This window comes from Limosilactobacillus reuteri subsp. porcinus, from assembly GCF_036621895.1.
In the GTDB taxonomy this organism is placed as follows: Bacteria; Bacillota; Bacilli; order Lactobacillales; family Lactobacillaceae; genus Limosilactobacillus; species Limosilactobacillus reuteri_J.
Genome location: NZ_LN887433.1, coordinates 15,447 through 29,392, shown reverse-complemented (window position 1 = coordinate 29,392; position 13,946 = coordinate 15,447). Strand labels below are relative to the sequence as shown.

The following is a 13,946-nucleotide window of genomic DNA, read 5'->3' as shown; positions in this document are numbered from 1 at the left end:
TTTGACGGGTGGTTATGATTTGATTATGGCTTAGGGAAGTTTAATTTCGGATAATCCTTTAATTCGGGTGCATCGGTTGTGTAATCATCGAAAGTACTCTGGTTATTATTTTCCGACTTCAAACTTGTCTTCTTTTTCTTTTGCTGCTTCTGTAAATTCTTCAAACTCTTCTTAAGGTTATAAGTATATTGTTTTTTATCAACTTTCTTAAATCCTGGAAGTTTGTAGAACCGAAGCAAGTCACCATTCACGACTTTATCTGATAATCCAAGATCAGTTGTAACGTATTTTTGAATCTTACCAATTTCTTTACGTTGTGCCGCGGTTTGGTGAGTAATCTGCTTACCATTCTTAGTGTAATAGTAGTCACCATTATACTTAGTGTATTTTGGCGTTACCCAATCACCATTTCTAAACGGTACAATTTGCTTATTTTCTGGTGAAAGCAAGTCTTGTCCGAATTGAACATAATTCTTTGAGCTAATTCCTAACAAGTCCTCAAGAGTAGGTAAAACATCAATTTCACCACCATAAGTATGGTTAATCCCACCTTTTAGGCCAGGCATATTAATCATAAATGGTACTTTTTGGAACATTGCTAGATCATAATTAGTTACTTTCTTCTTACCTAAGATTTGCGCAATGGCTGGTTGGTGGTTGTTAGAGATTCCATAGTGGTCACCATAAAGGACTAACACACTGTTTTGCCGTAACCCGCTCTTATCAAGGTAATCAAGAAATTCGCCAAGTGATTCATCTAAGTATCGTGCAGTTTGAATATAAGGGTCGACCGTGTCATCACCAGTCTTCCACGCTTCGATATCCTTATTCTTTTTATCAAGAATATATGGATAGTGGTTAGTAACTGTAATGAGCTTTGCATAGAATGGTTGTGGAAGCTGCTCGATATAGTGGGCTGATTCTTTCATGAAGATCTTATCCTTCATCCCATATCCAACATCATAATCCTTGGTCTTAGGATAATACTCTTTACTAAAGAAGTATTGGTAACCAAAAGACTTATAAGCATTATCACGGTTCCAGAAACTAGGAACGTCCCCGTGGAATGAGGCCGTCGTATAGCCTAGCTTTTGGTGAAGAAGCGCTGGCGCAGATTGGAAGGTATTAGTCGTCCCATCAGTAACCATTGCTGATCCTTCTGGAAGACCAAATAGCGAGTTTTCGAGCATTGTTTCTGCATCCGCCGTCTTTCCTTGACCAACTTGGTTGAAGAAGTTATCAAATGCCAAAGTATCATTAGCATGGTACAACTTATTCAGGTTTGGCATTACTTCTTGACCATCTTCTTTATAGTCGATCATGAATTGCTGGAGACTTTCAAGGTGAATGATAAAAATATTCTTTCCTTTAGCCTTACCGTAATATTCAACATTTGGCGCAGCATAATTACTATGGATGAAATGCAAAACCGGCTTTAGTTCGTCACGATTAGCACGCGCTTTTACTACACTGTTATTAGTTGTCTTAACCCCATCATAAATTGTATACGCTTCGAGCCCTAGATACTTAACAATATAGTTGTTGTCAAAAGTTCGCGTAAGTAATTGTGAACGGTCACTTTCTGCCATCCCTAAGTTAACTCCAAATAGCACAAAGCCAAGGGCAGTAATCGTCATCGCATATCTAACTTTAAAGCGCCGCATATCAACACGGACAAAATGGAAAAGTAAGATGAGTGCTAAAATTACAACATCCAAGTAAACTAAAAAGTCTTCGGGACGTAATATTCCCATTAAACTTTTACCAAGATTATTTGAAGCCGCTCCAGATCCCTTTATTACGTTAAATGTAATGAAATCTGAAAATTCTCGATAGTACAAAATATTTGCAAAAAGCCATGTCGATAATGCCGCATTAATTATCAACATCATCCAATAGGACAAGCGCCCACGGAAATATAATGCAATTCCCAAAAATACAAGGGCACTTGGAATCGTATTAAATGCTAAAAGGAATTGTTGCATGCTTCCTTTTACACCTAAATTAAATTCATTTTGATAAGCCCAGTAGCTCTTTAAACAAAATAAAAGTACAACAAGCAGAAAAAAACCGAGCTTGGTATTCAAGACACGGCGGAGCTTCTGCAACGCTGTTTTCATAGTCGTTCCTCCATAAAAAAATATCATTATTAACAATAATACACTAACTAGCTAACCGCAACCGTACAATTTTATTTTTCCAAAAAGTTAAAAATTCCGTCACTTTTCTGTCGTAGTTAACCTTTTGAAAATAGATCTTAAATGTTATGATTGAGTGTCGTTAATTAACAGAAGGGACTGAGCACCATTTCAAAGAAAAAAGCGAACTTAATGTTACTGCTAGTTGCTATTTTATGGGGAAGCAGCTACGTATTTGCCAAACTAACAATTCAAGCTGGAATGCATTCTGGAGTCATCAATGCTTGCCGGGGAACAATGTGTGTAATTGCTGGCTATATTATCTTCCATAAACAGATCAACCAAATGACTTGGCTGGATTTTAAGCTAGGACTCCTTATGGGAACAATCAATTTCCTGGGTTATTTTTTGCAGACTGATGCTCTCCGTTATACCACGCCAGCTAAAAATGCCTTCTTGACAACCTTATATGTTGCAATTGCTCCCTTGATTTTGTGGCTATTTTGGCATGAACGTCCACAGCAGAAGACATATTTTGCGGTTGCCCTCGCGATTATTGGGATGGCCGTCATCACTAATGTTGCTAATACCGGTCTTCAATTAAATTTTGGTGACTTTCTAACTGTTGTCTCTGCTATTTTTTGGGCCTTACAATTAATCTTCTTTGGAAAGTACGCCCCGAAAGTTTCCAGTCCCTGGGTGGTAATCTTCATGATTGGTTTATGTCAAGGCACGTTTGGCTGGATTACGACTGGATTATTTGAACGTACCAATCTTCCACAAATCCATTGGGTTCAAGCCTTGATTCCCCTAGCTATCTTAGCAATTGTCGTAACTTTCTTAGCGCAAGGGATGCAGATTACAGCCCAGCAATATACTGATGCCACATCTGCTGGATTATTATTGATGCTAGAATCATTTTTTGCCAGCACCATGTCAGTTATCATGGGCTATGATCCCCTTACACCACAACTAATTTGGGGTGGGTTGATCTTACTTTTAGCCAATGCAATTATGCAAGTTAATTTCCAAGATGTGCCATTTTTAAGAAAACAGCATTAAAAATAACGAGAGTGGGAAATAACCTCCTCGACAAGGCGTAACCTCCTCGACAAGGCGGTTGGCTAAGCTAGAACGATGATTAGCACGGCACGGGCTGATTATCGTTCGTACTTAGACTCGAGCCTTGTGGTTATTTTCCACGTTATCTTTCTATTGTTCATAAAAGTAGTGGAGGCCAGAAAACTTTTGTTTTCTCTCAGCCTCGTTATTTTTATTTACTTACTTTCTTATCTTCTTTGGCAACCGCTGCTTGAGCTAGCAAGTTGACATAGTTAAATGGTCGATCAAAGTTTGGCTGGAACAATGTATCAACATAAGCAAGGAAATCAATTGAATTACGATTTTGAATACATACAGATACAAGGTTCGCAGATTGAGAAACATCATGTTTGCTCATAAATTGTGCCCCAAGAATCCGTCGCGTCCCTTTTTCCCATACCAATGTCATAAAGACGGGCGTGGTAGTTGGCATAAATTCTGGACGGTAATTATCCTCGATTGTAACTGAATCGGCATCAATTCCCATTTCTTTTGCTCGCCGTAATGTCAAACCAGTACATACCATTGTATTGCCAAACAAGTGGAGACCTGTTGTTGACTGTGTTCCCATGTACTTCATGGTATTACCAAAAACATTAACACCGGCAATCGTTCCTTGACGAACAGCATTGGTAGCTAATGGAACGTAACGGTCAGTATTGGTAGGGTTAAAGTGGACGGAAGTTACATCCCCACCGGCATAGATATCAGGGTTAGATGTTTGCATGTATTCATTGGTCTTAATTGTTCCATCAGGGTGAAGGTCAATTTTTCCACGAACCAAGTCACTGTTTGGTCGGAATCCAACACAAAGAACAGCCATGTCCGCATCGTAAACTTTCCCTTTATTGGTAAGAACTTTAACACCGCCATTGCCATCATCTTCAAACCCAGTAACCCGTTGTTGCAATTCAAGATGCGCGTTGTGGTCTTTGAAAATACGGCCAATTCGGTCAGAATACTGTTTATCAAAATACTTAATCAACATTTGATCTGAGCTATCGATTAGTGTTACTTCACGGCCCTGACGAAGGTATGCTTCAACTAGTTCAATACCGATATATCCCCCACCAACAACAACAATCTTTTTCGAGTCCTTGGCGACATTGAAAAGTTTCTTGGCGTGGTAATATGTTTTACACAAGTATAGATTCTTATTTTCCAGTCCAGAAACTGGTGGAATAACTGGCCATGATCCAGTAGTAACAATCAATTTGTCATAATAATCCGCAGTCAATTCACCAGTTTCCTGATTTTCGACTTCAAGGGTCTTTGTATCAGGATCAACGTTTAAGACATTATGCTTAACTTTAACAGTGGCACCCATTTCTTCTAGTTGTTTAGGGCTAGAGTAGAACATCGCGTTTGGATCCCCAATTTCACCACTCAAATAAACGGCAATTCCACAAGAAAGGAAGGAAACACTATCATTCCGTTCATAAATTACTACCTCAGTGTCTGGATGTGCATTTAAAATCTGGGTTGCTGCTATCGTGCCCGCGTGCGTACAGCCAACAATAACTACTTTCATATCTACACCTCATTTTATTTGCTTACTATTTATAATAGGTAAGCTTTTTTTACTCCCATAATCAATCGACTAATTGCCTACCTATTATTTTAACAGATTATTCAGTCCCTGCTTTAGCCATTGCTGCTTGTCCCAAAATATTAATGTAATTAAAGGGGCGATCAAAGTTTGGCTGGAACATCGTATCATATATTCCAAGAAACTCAATTGTATTTTGGTTCTGAATGCATAACGAAATCAAGCTTAAAGTTTCTGAAATATCGTGTTTACTCATCATCTGTGCTCCCAAGATCCGTTGGGTATCCTTATCCCAAACCAATGACATTAGGACTGGCGTGGTAGTTGGCATAAATTCCGGACGATAGTTATCCTCAATTGTCACTACATCAGCATCAAAGCCAGCTGCCTTAGCTCTTTCAAAGGTTAATCCTAAAGAAGCCATATATGTTCCATCAAGGTTTAGACTCATACTAAGTTGCGTTCCCGAATCTTTCATCTGCTCTCCATGGATATTATGGGCAACAATTGCTGCTTGACGAACGCCTTCAGTCGGCTGCGGTTTATAAATGTCCTTACCAGTTGGATTATAGTGAATCGTCGTTGATCCGCCAATTGCATATATATCCGGATCAGATGTTTGGATAAATTCATTAACAGCAATTACCTCATTTTCATCCATCTCTACTACACCCTCAAAAATAGAGGTATCTGGCTTTTGACCCGCAGCAGCAATCGCCCGACTAACATTATATGAGCCGCCATCAGTAGCAACTGTGATACCAATCCCATTATCATCCAATTCGGTAACGTGTTCATCAGTAACCACTTTAATATTATCTGCCGTTAAAATATCAAGGGCACGTTTAGAATACTCTTCTTCAAAATTATGGTGCAAAATCGGCTCACCGGTTGTAAAAAGAGTCACTTCTTTCCCCTTTTGCCGATATGCATCGACTAGTCCCAAACTAAGGGGGTCATTACCAATTACAGCAATTTGCTGGTCAATGACAGACAATAAAAGAGCAGCTTTAGCATCTTGTTGGTCCTTGATTAAGGTTACATTGCCGCTGTCAATTCCCTTTAAAGCAGGTGCTTCACTTCTTGAGTCGGTAGCAATAATCAGCTTATCATAATGCTCTTCGGAAGTAGCATCATCCAGCATCCCCATAACTTTGATTGTTTTTTGCGCCGGATCTACACCCATTACAAGGGAATCCATCTTTATATCCGCACCCTTAAGTGATAATTGATCCGGGCTTAATTCGGTTCGTAAACGAGGCTGTTCCGCATCTTGATCATCATAATCATTGATGTCATATACTATTGAGGGAACGACAGCATTGCGGTCATAAATTGTAACCTCTGTCTCCGGATGACTTCTTAAAATTTGCGACGCGGCTGTCATCCCGGCAAAGGTACAACCGATAATAATAACCCTCATATGAACTACTCCTCATCGAACTTATTCTTCACTTTTTTATACACAATTAAATTATAAATCTAATATGATAAAGTGCAATATTACTCTTGCCATTTATTTATCAACATTAACTTTTTCATATTCATCTGTCGGCACTTGGTTCAGCAAACTAGTTGTCCTACCAATTGATACTAAACTTAACTCATGCATTGCTCGGGAACAAATTGTATAGAGCAATTGTCGCTCATCGTTACCATGGTATTGCTGATCATTCGCATTCCAAACAATAACTGCATCAAATTCCAACCCCTTTGCTAAATATGATGGCACAACAATCGGGCCCTTTACTAACCGTTGATTTTCTGTCCGAATAAGGGTGGTTTTAATGTTGTTAGCATTTAACTTTTGATACAACTCTTCACTATCTTTGAGATCTTTACCAATAATTGCGACGGCATCATGATCATTTTGATACTTATTAAGGATATCAATAACTGCCGCTACCCCTTCTTGCTCATCCTTACCTTGAATAACTTGTGGCTTATTACCTTCACGTTCAAAGGCTTCAATCGCTTCACCATCAATTAAAATATGTTTAGTAAAGTCGGTAATTTGTTTCGTGGAACGGTAAGACTTTGTTAATTGGACAACCTTTGTCTTTTCCGGATCAAACATCGTTCCTAACTGTTTTAATAGTGACCGGCTATTCTCATGAGTGAAGATTGCCTGGTTAAGGTCTCCTAACAATGTGAATTTAGCACGGGGAAAACGATACTTAAGGTAAGCTAACTGGTAAGCATCATAATCTTGGACTTCATCAACGAAAACGTAGCGGATATCACGTTGACCATGCTTTCCAGTAATCAAATCATACAGGTACAGGTAAATAGTAATTCCGTTGGCACTGATATTTCCCTTCTTTAGCTCTTCTTTTACCCCATCAACGTAATCTTTCCATTGTTCTGCAGAAATACCGTATTCAGCAATATTAACAAGTTTTGGAGTTACCCGGAGAAGGTGTAAAAATTGTCCATTGATATTAAGCCACTGATTATGATCAATGGCTTTTTTTATTGGCATAAATGCCCGCATAACGATTTGACGCGCAAGGAACTTGTATTCTTTATCTTCATCCTCAAATTCACGTGGCTGGTTATTAAATAAGTTATCGATTTCTTCTTTACTCAAGCTTTGAATTTCATCTTCAACCCATTTATTGCGCATTTCAGTACTTACACGGTGATTAAGATATTTGATCAATTCTTCCTTGGTTCCATCCAACCTATTTCCCAGGTTATAGTTGTTATTAAATGAATAGTAAATCTCCTTAATCTTCTCTTTACTCAAAAAGGCTTTACCATTAAACATAAGGTTGCGGAAACGCATATTAGCATGACCAAGATGGTTAGCGTAACGCTCTGTTGCTTTGAAATATTGTAAGCTAGTTAATAGTTGTTGCGCATTCTTAGCTGTTTCATCTTGGTGACTTTCAAACCGTTGTTCTAAGTTCTGAACATGAAGCTTTGGTACCCGGCGATTAGCAAACTGGAAGTAAGTCATCTGGACCATGTTATGCTCACCCAATTCCGGTAAAACTTGATCAATGTAGTCATTAAATAATTGGTTAGGTGAAAAAAGAACAACTTGTGAAGAGGTCAAATTACCCCGGTAACGGTAAAGAAGCCAAGCAACCCGTTGGAGAACTGCGGCTGTCTTTCCCGAGCCAGCAGCCCCCTGAACAAACAACAATTCATTTTTTGTGTCACGAATAATTTCATTTTGTTTCCGTTGAATCGTCGTTACAATGCTCTTCATCTTGGTACTTGAATGGTTATCAAGAGCATCAAGAAGCATCTGGTCGCCTACTTGCTCGTCGGTATCAAAGATGGTTACAATTACCCCATCTTTAATTTGAAATTGGCGTTTAAGAGTAAGATCTACCTCTTGCTCGCCTACCGGAGTCTGGTACTTAACTTTCCCGAGCTTTCCTTCATAGTAAACAGACGAAATCGGCGCTCGCCAGTCATACACAAGAAAATGGTCTGGCTTGTCGGTAAAGGAAGCAAGCCCGATATATACCTTTTCAGATTCGTCCGCCCCTTTTTCACGAAAATCAATGCGAGCAAAGTAAGGTTTCTTCTCAAGTCGTTGCAAAGTTGCTAGCCGGTCTGCAGCGTGTTGCCAGCTATTTTGACGTTCATCTAGCATCTGTTGTTGAGCACGAAAAGACATGGCCGTATCCATCATGCCTGAATAAGTAGTAGTGTTTAAGTGAATATCATCAATTTGCTTATTGATGCCCTTAATATCATGTTGCGCCGTTTTAATCTTTTTTTCTGCTTTTTGCTCGGCCTGTTTTACTTTATCGATCACATTATCAAGGTACTTTTGTTCTAGTTCTTTTTCAGTTTTTGTAGACATTCCATACTCCCTACCTTTCATCTTCAGGTCGACCTATTTAATAATTATCTTAAAATCATCAAATTATTATATCATTTTCACCAATTAGTCTGTTAACTTTCCGCCTTCTATTTTTTCCAATTATTAAATGTCGCTTAATTTTAATTCTAAGACCATCCAAACTACTAAAATAACGCTACAATATATTGCAATCATGGTACAAGAGGAGGAAAACAACAATGAGCCATCTTTTTTATCTCCTAACTCATATTGCGAAAACGATCATTCCAATGTTTGAGTGGATGGGCGCTTGGAGCTATGTTCTCCTTTTTATCCTAATTTTTATGGAAACTGGATTAGTGATTTTCCCATGGCTTCCTGGTGAATCGCTTGTCTTTTTAACTTGTTCTTTTATCGCTTTTAACCCGATCTTAAAAATGGAAATCGTCATCCCCGTCTTCTTTTTCGCGGCGCTAATTGGTGACACAGTTAATTATTATATTGGTCATTCCCTTTCTCATTGGCAATGGCTCAAAAAAAGAATGGCCGGTCCCCGCTTTGAGAAAGCACAAGAATTTTTAGCCCATCATGGGATCAAAGCTGTAGCATTAGGGCGATTTGTACCGCTCATTCGTACCTTTGTCCCCTTAATTGCTGGAACAATGCAATTTCCATTTCACCGTTTCACAATTGGTAATATTATTGGCGTTACATTATGGGTAGCGATTGGTGCTGGATGTGGATATTACTTTGGAACAATTCCGTTTGTCCGTCAGCACTTCTCACTTATCATCTTAGCATTTGTTGTGGGTTCACTGTTAGGAGTTGGCTTGTTAGCACTTATCAAAGCGATTCGTCAACGAATTATTAAGCGAAACCGAATGCTATAATTGCTTTTTCTTCAGCGAAATCATGTTAAAATGTAATAAGTATTTTTATTTCGCTTAAAGGAGTGCTGTAACTATGGCAATCAATGTTTATTTTGTACGCCACGGACAAACCTATCTTAATCTCTACAATCGGATGCAAGGTTGGGCTGATGGTCCGCTAACGCCAAAGGGTGAAGAAGACGCTAAACGAGTAGGACGGGCGCTTGCTCCTATTCAATTTGATTATGTATTTTGCAGCGACCTCGCACGAACAGTTTCAACTACCCGTTTCTTACTTGCTGAACACCCTGGTAATAATCCAACGCCAATTCCAGAGCCAGCGTTTCGGGAAGAATTCTTTGGCTACTTTGAAGGAGAAGATGGCCAACATTTTGCTGACTTTCTTGGCGGCCCAGATGGTTATCATAGTTTTGCAGAAATGGTTGCCGGTTGGGGTCCAGACAAATTAAAAGATAAGATTGCAGCCGCGGATAATTATGGTACTGCTGAAGACCATGTTGCTTTCTGGAAGCGGGTAGATAAAGGTTTTGACCGTTTACGAGCATTGCCAGACGGATCAGAAGTACTAGTAGTTTCACACGGAGCCACTATTCGTTCAATCGTCCAACGCTATTCTGACGCTTACGATCCAGGCGATTCACCACGTAACGGAAGCATCACTAAGCTAACTTTAGATAAGAATAATACTACTGTTGATTTTTATAACAAACTTGAATTACCAGAATAATATCCATAAAGGAGGAACATTATTCTTCAATGGAGACTAACATACAAACTCTAGAACCAGTAATTATCACTGGCTTAAATACTGGTCAAGAAGACTTTGACTACTCAATGGTTGAACTTGCTGAATTAGCACAAGCAAATCACATGGAAGTTATCGATCGGATTGATCAAGTCATCGATCGCCCTAATCCCGCTACCTACTTTGGAAAAGGCAAAGTAGACGAAATTCGCGATGTGGCTGATGCTAATCACGTTCCTACTATTATTACCAATGATGAATTATCACCAAGTCAACTACGTAATCTTGAAGAAGGAACCGGATGTCGTATTCTAGACCGAACCGCTCTTATTTTAGAGATTTTCGCAACCCGCGCTCAAACCAAAGAAGCCAAACTTCAAGTACAAATTGCGGAACTTCAATACCGCTTACCACGATTGCAAACTAGTGCAAGTGAACGGCTAGACCAGCAGACTGGTGGAGGAAGCGGCTTTACTAACCGGGGAGCTGGGGAAACCAAACTCGAAATGGATCGGCGAACTATCCAACATCAGATTGCCCACCTTCGTCAAGAACTGGCAGCTATTGCTAAATCTGAACAAACCAAGCGCAAACAACGAGTAAAGAGTGCAATTCCCACAGCTGCTCTTGTCGGCTATACCAATGCCGGTAAATCAACCATTATGAATGGTCTCGTAAGAAAATATGGAGCTGCTGAAGAAAAAACTGTTTTTGAAAAGAATATGTTATTTGCCACCCTTGATACAAGTGTCCGGCAACTAACACTTCCAGATCAAAAACGTTTCTTACTCAGTGACACAGTCGGTTTTGTCAGCAAGTTGCCTACTCACCTTGTTGAATCGTTTAAATCAACGCTTGCAGAAGCTGCCAATGCCGACTTATTAATCCAAGTTATTGATTATTCTGATCCACATTACAAGGAAATGATGGAAACAACTAACGAAACCTTAAAACAAATTGGGATCACTGATATTCCAATGATTAATGTATTTAACAAAGCAGATAGAACAGAGATTGAATTTCCTATTCTTGAAGGTGACGATCAAGTTGTGATTTCAGCTAAACAAGATGCTTCATTAGACCTTCTTGTTGATGTTATTAAGAAACACTTATTTAAAGATTATGTCACCACTACTCTTTTGATTCCATTTACGGATGGTCATGTCGTTTCCTACCTTAATGAACATACTAATATTTTAGACACTAAATACGAAAGTACTGGAACATTATTAACGGTAGAAATGGCAGTTCAAGATTATCAACGCTTTAACAAGTACGAAAAAGCATGATGACGTAATTACAGGTGAAAATCCCCCCTAAGAAATGTTCATATCTCATTTCTTAGGAGGATTTTCTTATATTTGTTTTTGCTGAACCTTGTAAATAACAATTGCGATCCACGTTGAAATTAATGCGGGAAATAATGCCATGATTATGTAATCGGGATTAATAATTCTACTTTCGGCCACAATCTTAAGCATATATTTTGATGACTTTGAAAGATCGTTAAAGATAACTTGATAAATCGTCGTATAAATTAGTGACCATTGAATATAATATTCCATGATTGTTAGACTCGTCATGTGATAATGATAATGGTGCTGAAACCAGCCTAAAAAATTTGACAACATAATTCCCACTAATACAGCAATTAATAATATCAAACTAAAAACAGAGCTAACATGAAAAATTCGTAAGTCAAAAATAAACGCCATTACACAATACAAAATTGCAATAAAACTAACCATACTAATTACTACCATAATTGTGATCAAAATTAATGAATGGATATATACCATGTTATGAGTATGGTGGGCATTTATTCCCATTGTGATAACTATTAGAGCGATCAATAAAACCCAATAAATAATCTTCCCCATCCCCTCAATTCAAGTCCATTGATTATAGTTTATGTCTTTAATTTACACAGCGTCAAAGATAATGTCCTAAGAGGCAAAAAGCGCAGTACAACAATGGCCTCCAATGTTCAGATTAACCGAACGTTAGAGGCCATTATTGCTTGCAGGGAATCGAGTTGCTCTCGCTCTCTTACTTCAAATTATTAATCAATCGGTTCGAATTCCGAAAATCAAGGAGACGATCATTACCAAGATTACTGCTCCAATAATTGATGGAACAATTGCCATCCCAGCTACTTGCGGTCCCCATGCACCTAATACTGCTTCACCGATTGCTGATCCTACTAGTCCAGCAATAATATTACTGATAACGCCCATCGATCCACCACGATGAGTTAATGCACCAGCGGCTAAACCAATTAATCCACCAACAATTAAAACCCAAATCCAGTACATAATCATCCCTCCTTTTTATTTCCTTTTATTGACTCTTTAAGATCATTAACCTCATCTTTTACTTTTCCTTTAAGTTTCTGAAGTTTTCCTTCTCCTTCACGAGTCTTATCATTAGTTACTTTTCCTTCAGTTTCTTTTAGTTTCCCTGCTATCTTATCTTTTATTCCGTGCTTATCGCTAGCCATTATTATCAGTCCTTTCCTTATGTATATGGCTATTTGTGGCTGACAACATTAGGGGGCCGTTCCTCCTTTCTAAATTGACTAGTGGTATTTGATAGTTCTAAGCTTAACAGCTATCTTGCGAGAAAGCGATGTCTTTTTGGTTTACTTACGTCTTCTTTAACAACTTTATTTATATCTTAATTAAAAAGAAACTCTACCGTCAAAAATTGGTAGAGTTTTTTAATTAATTACATTCTAATTTCATTACGTGAATGCTTGCCTTCTAGAATCGTTACAGCATCATTCAAACTAATCTCGACCATATTACGAATAGATGTTTCGGTGAGAAACGCAACGTGGGGTGTAACAAGAACATTTGGCATTGCTGCTAATTTCTTGTAATCATCTGGAATTTGATCTGGTGTAACTTGTTTCCCAAAGAAATAAGTCTCGTCAGCTAATGTATCTAGGCCAGCACCCGCAATTTCTTTAGTTTCCAATGCTGAAATTAAGTCCGCGGTATTTACCAGTTTTCCACGAGCCATATTAATCAAGTAAGCATTGTCTTTCATCATCTTAAATTGTGGTGCTGCAATCATGTTTTCGGTACTTGGTAACAACGGTGTATGCAATGATAAAATATCCGCATTCTTAACAACAGTATCGAAATCGGTATATTCAACGTATGGTTCATATTCGACATTGTACGATGGATCATATGCAAGAACTTTTGCGCCTAATGCTTTATAAATCTGAGCAGTGGCCCCACCAATATTACCAAGGCCAACAATTCCCACGGTTAAATTGTAAATTTCATTACTGATTAAATCATCGCTCCACCGAAAGTCACCATGGCTCATGCGTTGTTCGAATTCACCAATCCGCCGTAACAAGTACATCGCCTGGGTGACACCCATTTCTGCGATTGCTCGTGGTGAATAAATAGGGACATTCGTTACAATGATGCCATTTGCTTTACATGCATCTAAATCAAAAATATCAACACCAACCATTCGAGCAGCTAATTGCTTTATTCCCATGGCTGCTAATTGTTCATACAGTTGTTCATCCCCAAGTTTTGTTGTTTGCTGTAAGGAAATTCCATCATATCTCTCTGCAAGCTTAACTGTATCAGCATTTAATGGTTCAGTAACCATCTTGACGTCATTGCCTGTCTTCTTTGCCCATGCTTCAATATAAGGCTTTTCAGCGTCACGAACGCTATACATAATTAATTTCATC

The 13,946-nt window shown here is 38.6% G+C and carries 12 protein-coding genes; 4 read left to right on the top strand and 8 right to left on the bottom strand.

The window, feature by feature from the left end:
- Window positions 1-23 precede the first annotated feature (23 nt).
- Complete coding sequence (locus AACL61_RS06890) at window positions 24-2,120, bottom strand: LTA synthase family protein (protein WP_339111164.1); 2,097 nt, start codon at window positions 2,118-2,120, stop codon at window positions 24-26.
- A gap of 210 nt (window positions 2,121-2,330) precedes the next feature.
- Here AACL61_RS06890 and AACL61_RS06885 point away from each other — a divergent pair, with 210 nt between their 5' ends.
- Window positions 2,331-3,200 carry a DMT family transporter gene (locus AACL61_RS06885; RefSeq protein WP_102816439.1) on the top strand — a complete coding sequence of 290 codons (870 nt, stop codon included), beginning with the start codon at window positions 2,331-2,333 and terminating at the stop codon, window positions 3,198-3,200.
- Between the two features lie 211 nt (window positions 3,201-3,411).
- On the opposite strand, the gene AACL61_RS06880 is transcribed toward AACL61_RS06885, so the two are convergent.
- The 3 genes from AACL61_RS06880 to helD all read right to left on the bottom strand — a co-directional run bounded on the left by AACL61_RS06880 (window position 3,412) and on the right by helD (window position 8,611).
- Window positions 3,412-4,770: an FAD-dependent oxidoreductase gene (locus AACL61_RS06880; RefSeq protein ID WP_102816441.1), complete on the bottom strand. Its 1,359-nt coding sequence runs from the start codon at window positions 4,768-4,770 to the stop codon at window positions 3,412-3,414.
- A 97-nt stretch (window positions 4,771-4,867) separates the two neighbouring features.
- Complete coding sequence (locus AACL61_RS06875) at window positions 4,868-6,211, bottom strand: FAD-dependent oxidoreductase (protein WP_339111163.1); 1,344 nt, start codon at window positions 6,209-6,211, stop codon at window positions 4,868-4,870.
- Window positions 6,212-6,304: 93 nt separating this feature from the next.
- Window positions 6,305-8,611 carry an RNA polymerase recycling motor HelD gene (gene helD, locus AACL61_RS06870; RefSeq protein ID WP_339111162.1) on the bottom strand — a complete coding sequence of 769 codons (2,307 nt, stop codon included), beginning with the start codon at window positions 8,609-8,611 and terminating at the stop codon, window positions 6,305-6,307.
- A 218-nt stretch (window positions 8,612-8,829) separates the two neighbouring features.
- Here helD and AACL61_RS06865 point away from each other — a divergent pair, with 218 nt between their 5' ends.
- From AACL61_RS06865 to hflX, 3 genes are all read left to right on the top strand, one after another.
- A complete protein-coding gene (locus AACL61_RS06865; protein WP_102816444.1) occupies window positions 8,830-9,480 on the top strand; it encodes a DedA family protein in 651 nt (216 codons plus the stop codon).
- Window positions 9,481-9,553: 73 nt separating this feature from the next.
- Window positions 9,554-10,207, top strand: coding sequence for a histidine phosphatase family protein (locus AACL61_RS06860; RefSeq protein ID WP_003669019.1), 654 nt, complete (start codon window positions 9,554-9,556; stop codon window positions 10,205-10,207).
- Window positions 10,208-10,236: 29 nt separating this feature from the next.
- On the top strand, window positions 10,237-11,514 hold the full coding sequence (gene hflX, locus AACL61_RS06855) for a GTPase HflX (RefSeq protein ID WP_102816445.1): 1,278 nt from the start codon (window positions 10,237-10,239) through the stop codon (window positions 11,512-11,514).
- 66 nt (window positions 11,515-11,580) lie between these two features.
- On the opposite strand, the gene AACL61_RS06850 is transcribed toward hflX, so the two are convergent.
- The 4 genes from AACL61_RS06850 to AACL61_RS06835 form a co-directional block, all read right to left on the bottom strand.
- On the bottom strand, window positions 11,581-12,105 hold the full coding sequence (locus AACL61_RS06850) for an SA1002 family membrane protein (protein ID WP_019253305.1): 525 nt from the start codon (window positions 12,103-12,105) through the stop codon (window positions 11,581-11,583).
- A 186-nt stretch (window positions 12,106-12,291) separates the two neighbouring features.
- Window positions 12,292-12,540: a GlsB/YeaQ/YmgE family stress response membrane protein gene (locus AACL61_RS06845; protein ID WP_102816446.1), complete on the bottom strand. Its 249-nt coding sequence runs from the start codon at window positions 12,538-12,540 to the stop codon at window positions 12,292-12,294.
- A 2-nt stretch (window positions 12,541-12,542) separates the two neighbouring features.
- The gene (locus tag AACL61_RS06840) at window positions 12,543-12,725 is read right to left on the bottom strand and encodes a CsbD family protein (RefSeq protein WP_019253307.1); all 183 of its coding nucleotides are present in this window, start codon (window positions 12,723-12,725) and stop codon (window positions 12,543-12,545) included.
- Between the two features lie 227 nt (window positions 12,726-12,952).
- Entirely contained in the window at window positions 12,953-13,945 is a 993-nt protein-coding gene (locus AACL61_RS06835) for a D-2-hydroxyacid dehydrogenase (protein WP_269203648.1), read from the bottom strand.
- Between the last annotated feature and the right edge of the window lies 1 nt (window position 13,946).

Excerpts from the sequence above, each read along its gene's own strand:
- AACL61_RS06845 (WP_102816446.1), bottom strand. The coding sequence starts at position 12,540 with ATGTACTGGATTTGGGTTTTAATTGTTGGTGGATTAATTGGTTTAGCC.
- AACL61_RS06875 (WP_339111163.1), bottom strand. The coding sequence starts at position 6,211 with ATGAGGGTTATTATTATCGGTTGTACCTTTGCCGGGATGACAGCCGCG.
- AACL61_RS06885 (WP_102816439.1), top strand. The coding sequence starts at position 2,331 with ATGTTACTGCTAGTTGCTATTTTATGGGGAAGCAGCTACGTATTTGCC.
- AACL61_RS06835 (WP_269203648.1), bottom strand. The coding sequence starts at position 13,945 with ATGAAATTAATTATGTATAGCGTTCGTGACGCTGAAAAGCCTTATATT.
- AACL61_RS06840 (WP_019253307.1), bottom strand. The coding sequence starts at position 12,725 with ATGGCTAGCGATAAGCACGGAATAAAAGATAAGATAGCAGGGAAACTA.
- helD (WP_339111162.1), bottom strand. The coding sequence starts at position 8,611 with ATGTCTACAAAAACTGAAAAAGAACTAGAACAAAAGTACCTTGATAAT.
- AACL61_RS06865 (WP_102816444.1), top strand. The coding sequence starts at position 8,830 with ATGAGCCATCTTTTTTATCTCCTAACTCATATTGCGAAAACGATCATT.
- AACL61_RS06880 (WP_102816441.1), bottom strand. The coding sequence starts at position 4,770 with ATGAAAGTAGTTATTGTTGGCTGTACGCACGCGGGCACGATAGCAGCA.
- AACL61_RS06890 (WP_339111164.1), bottom strand. The coding sequence starts at position 2,120 with ATGAAAACAGCGTTGCAGAAGCTCCGCCGTGTCTTGAATACCAAGCTC.
- hflX (WP_102816445.1), top strand. The coding sequence starts at position 10,237 with ATGGAGACTAACATACAAACTCTAGAACCAGTAATTATCACTGGCTTA.
- AACL61_RS06850 (WP_019253305.1), bottom strand. The coding sequence starts at position 12,105 with ATGGGGAAGATTATTTATTGGGTTTTATTGATCGCTCTAATAGTTATC.
- AACL61_RS06860 (WP_003669019.1), top strand. The coding sequence starts at position 9,554 with ATGGCAATCAATGTTTATTTTGTACGCCACGGACAAACCTATCTTAAT.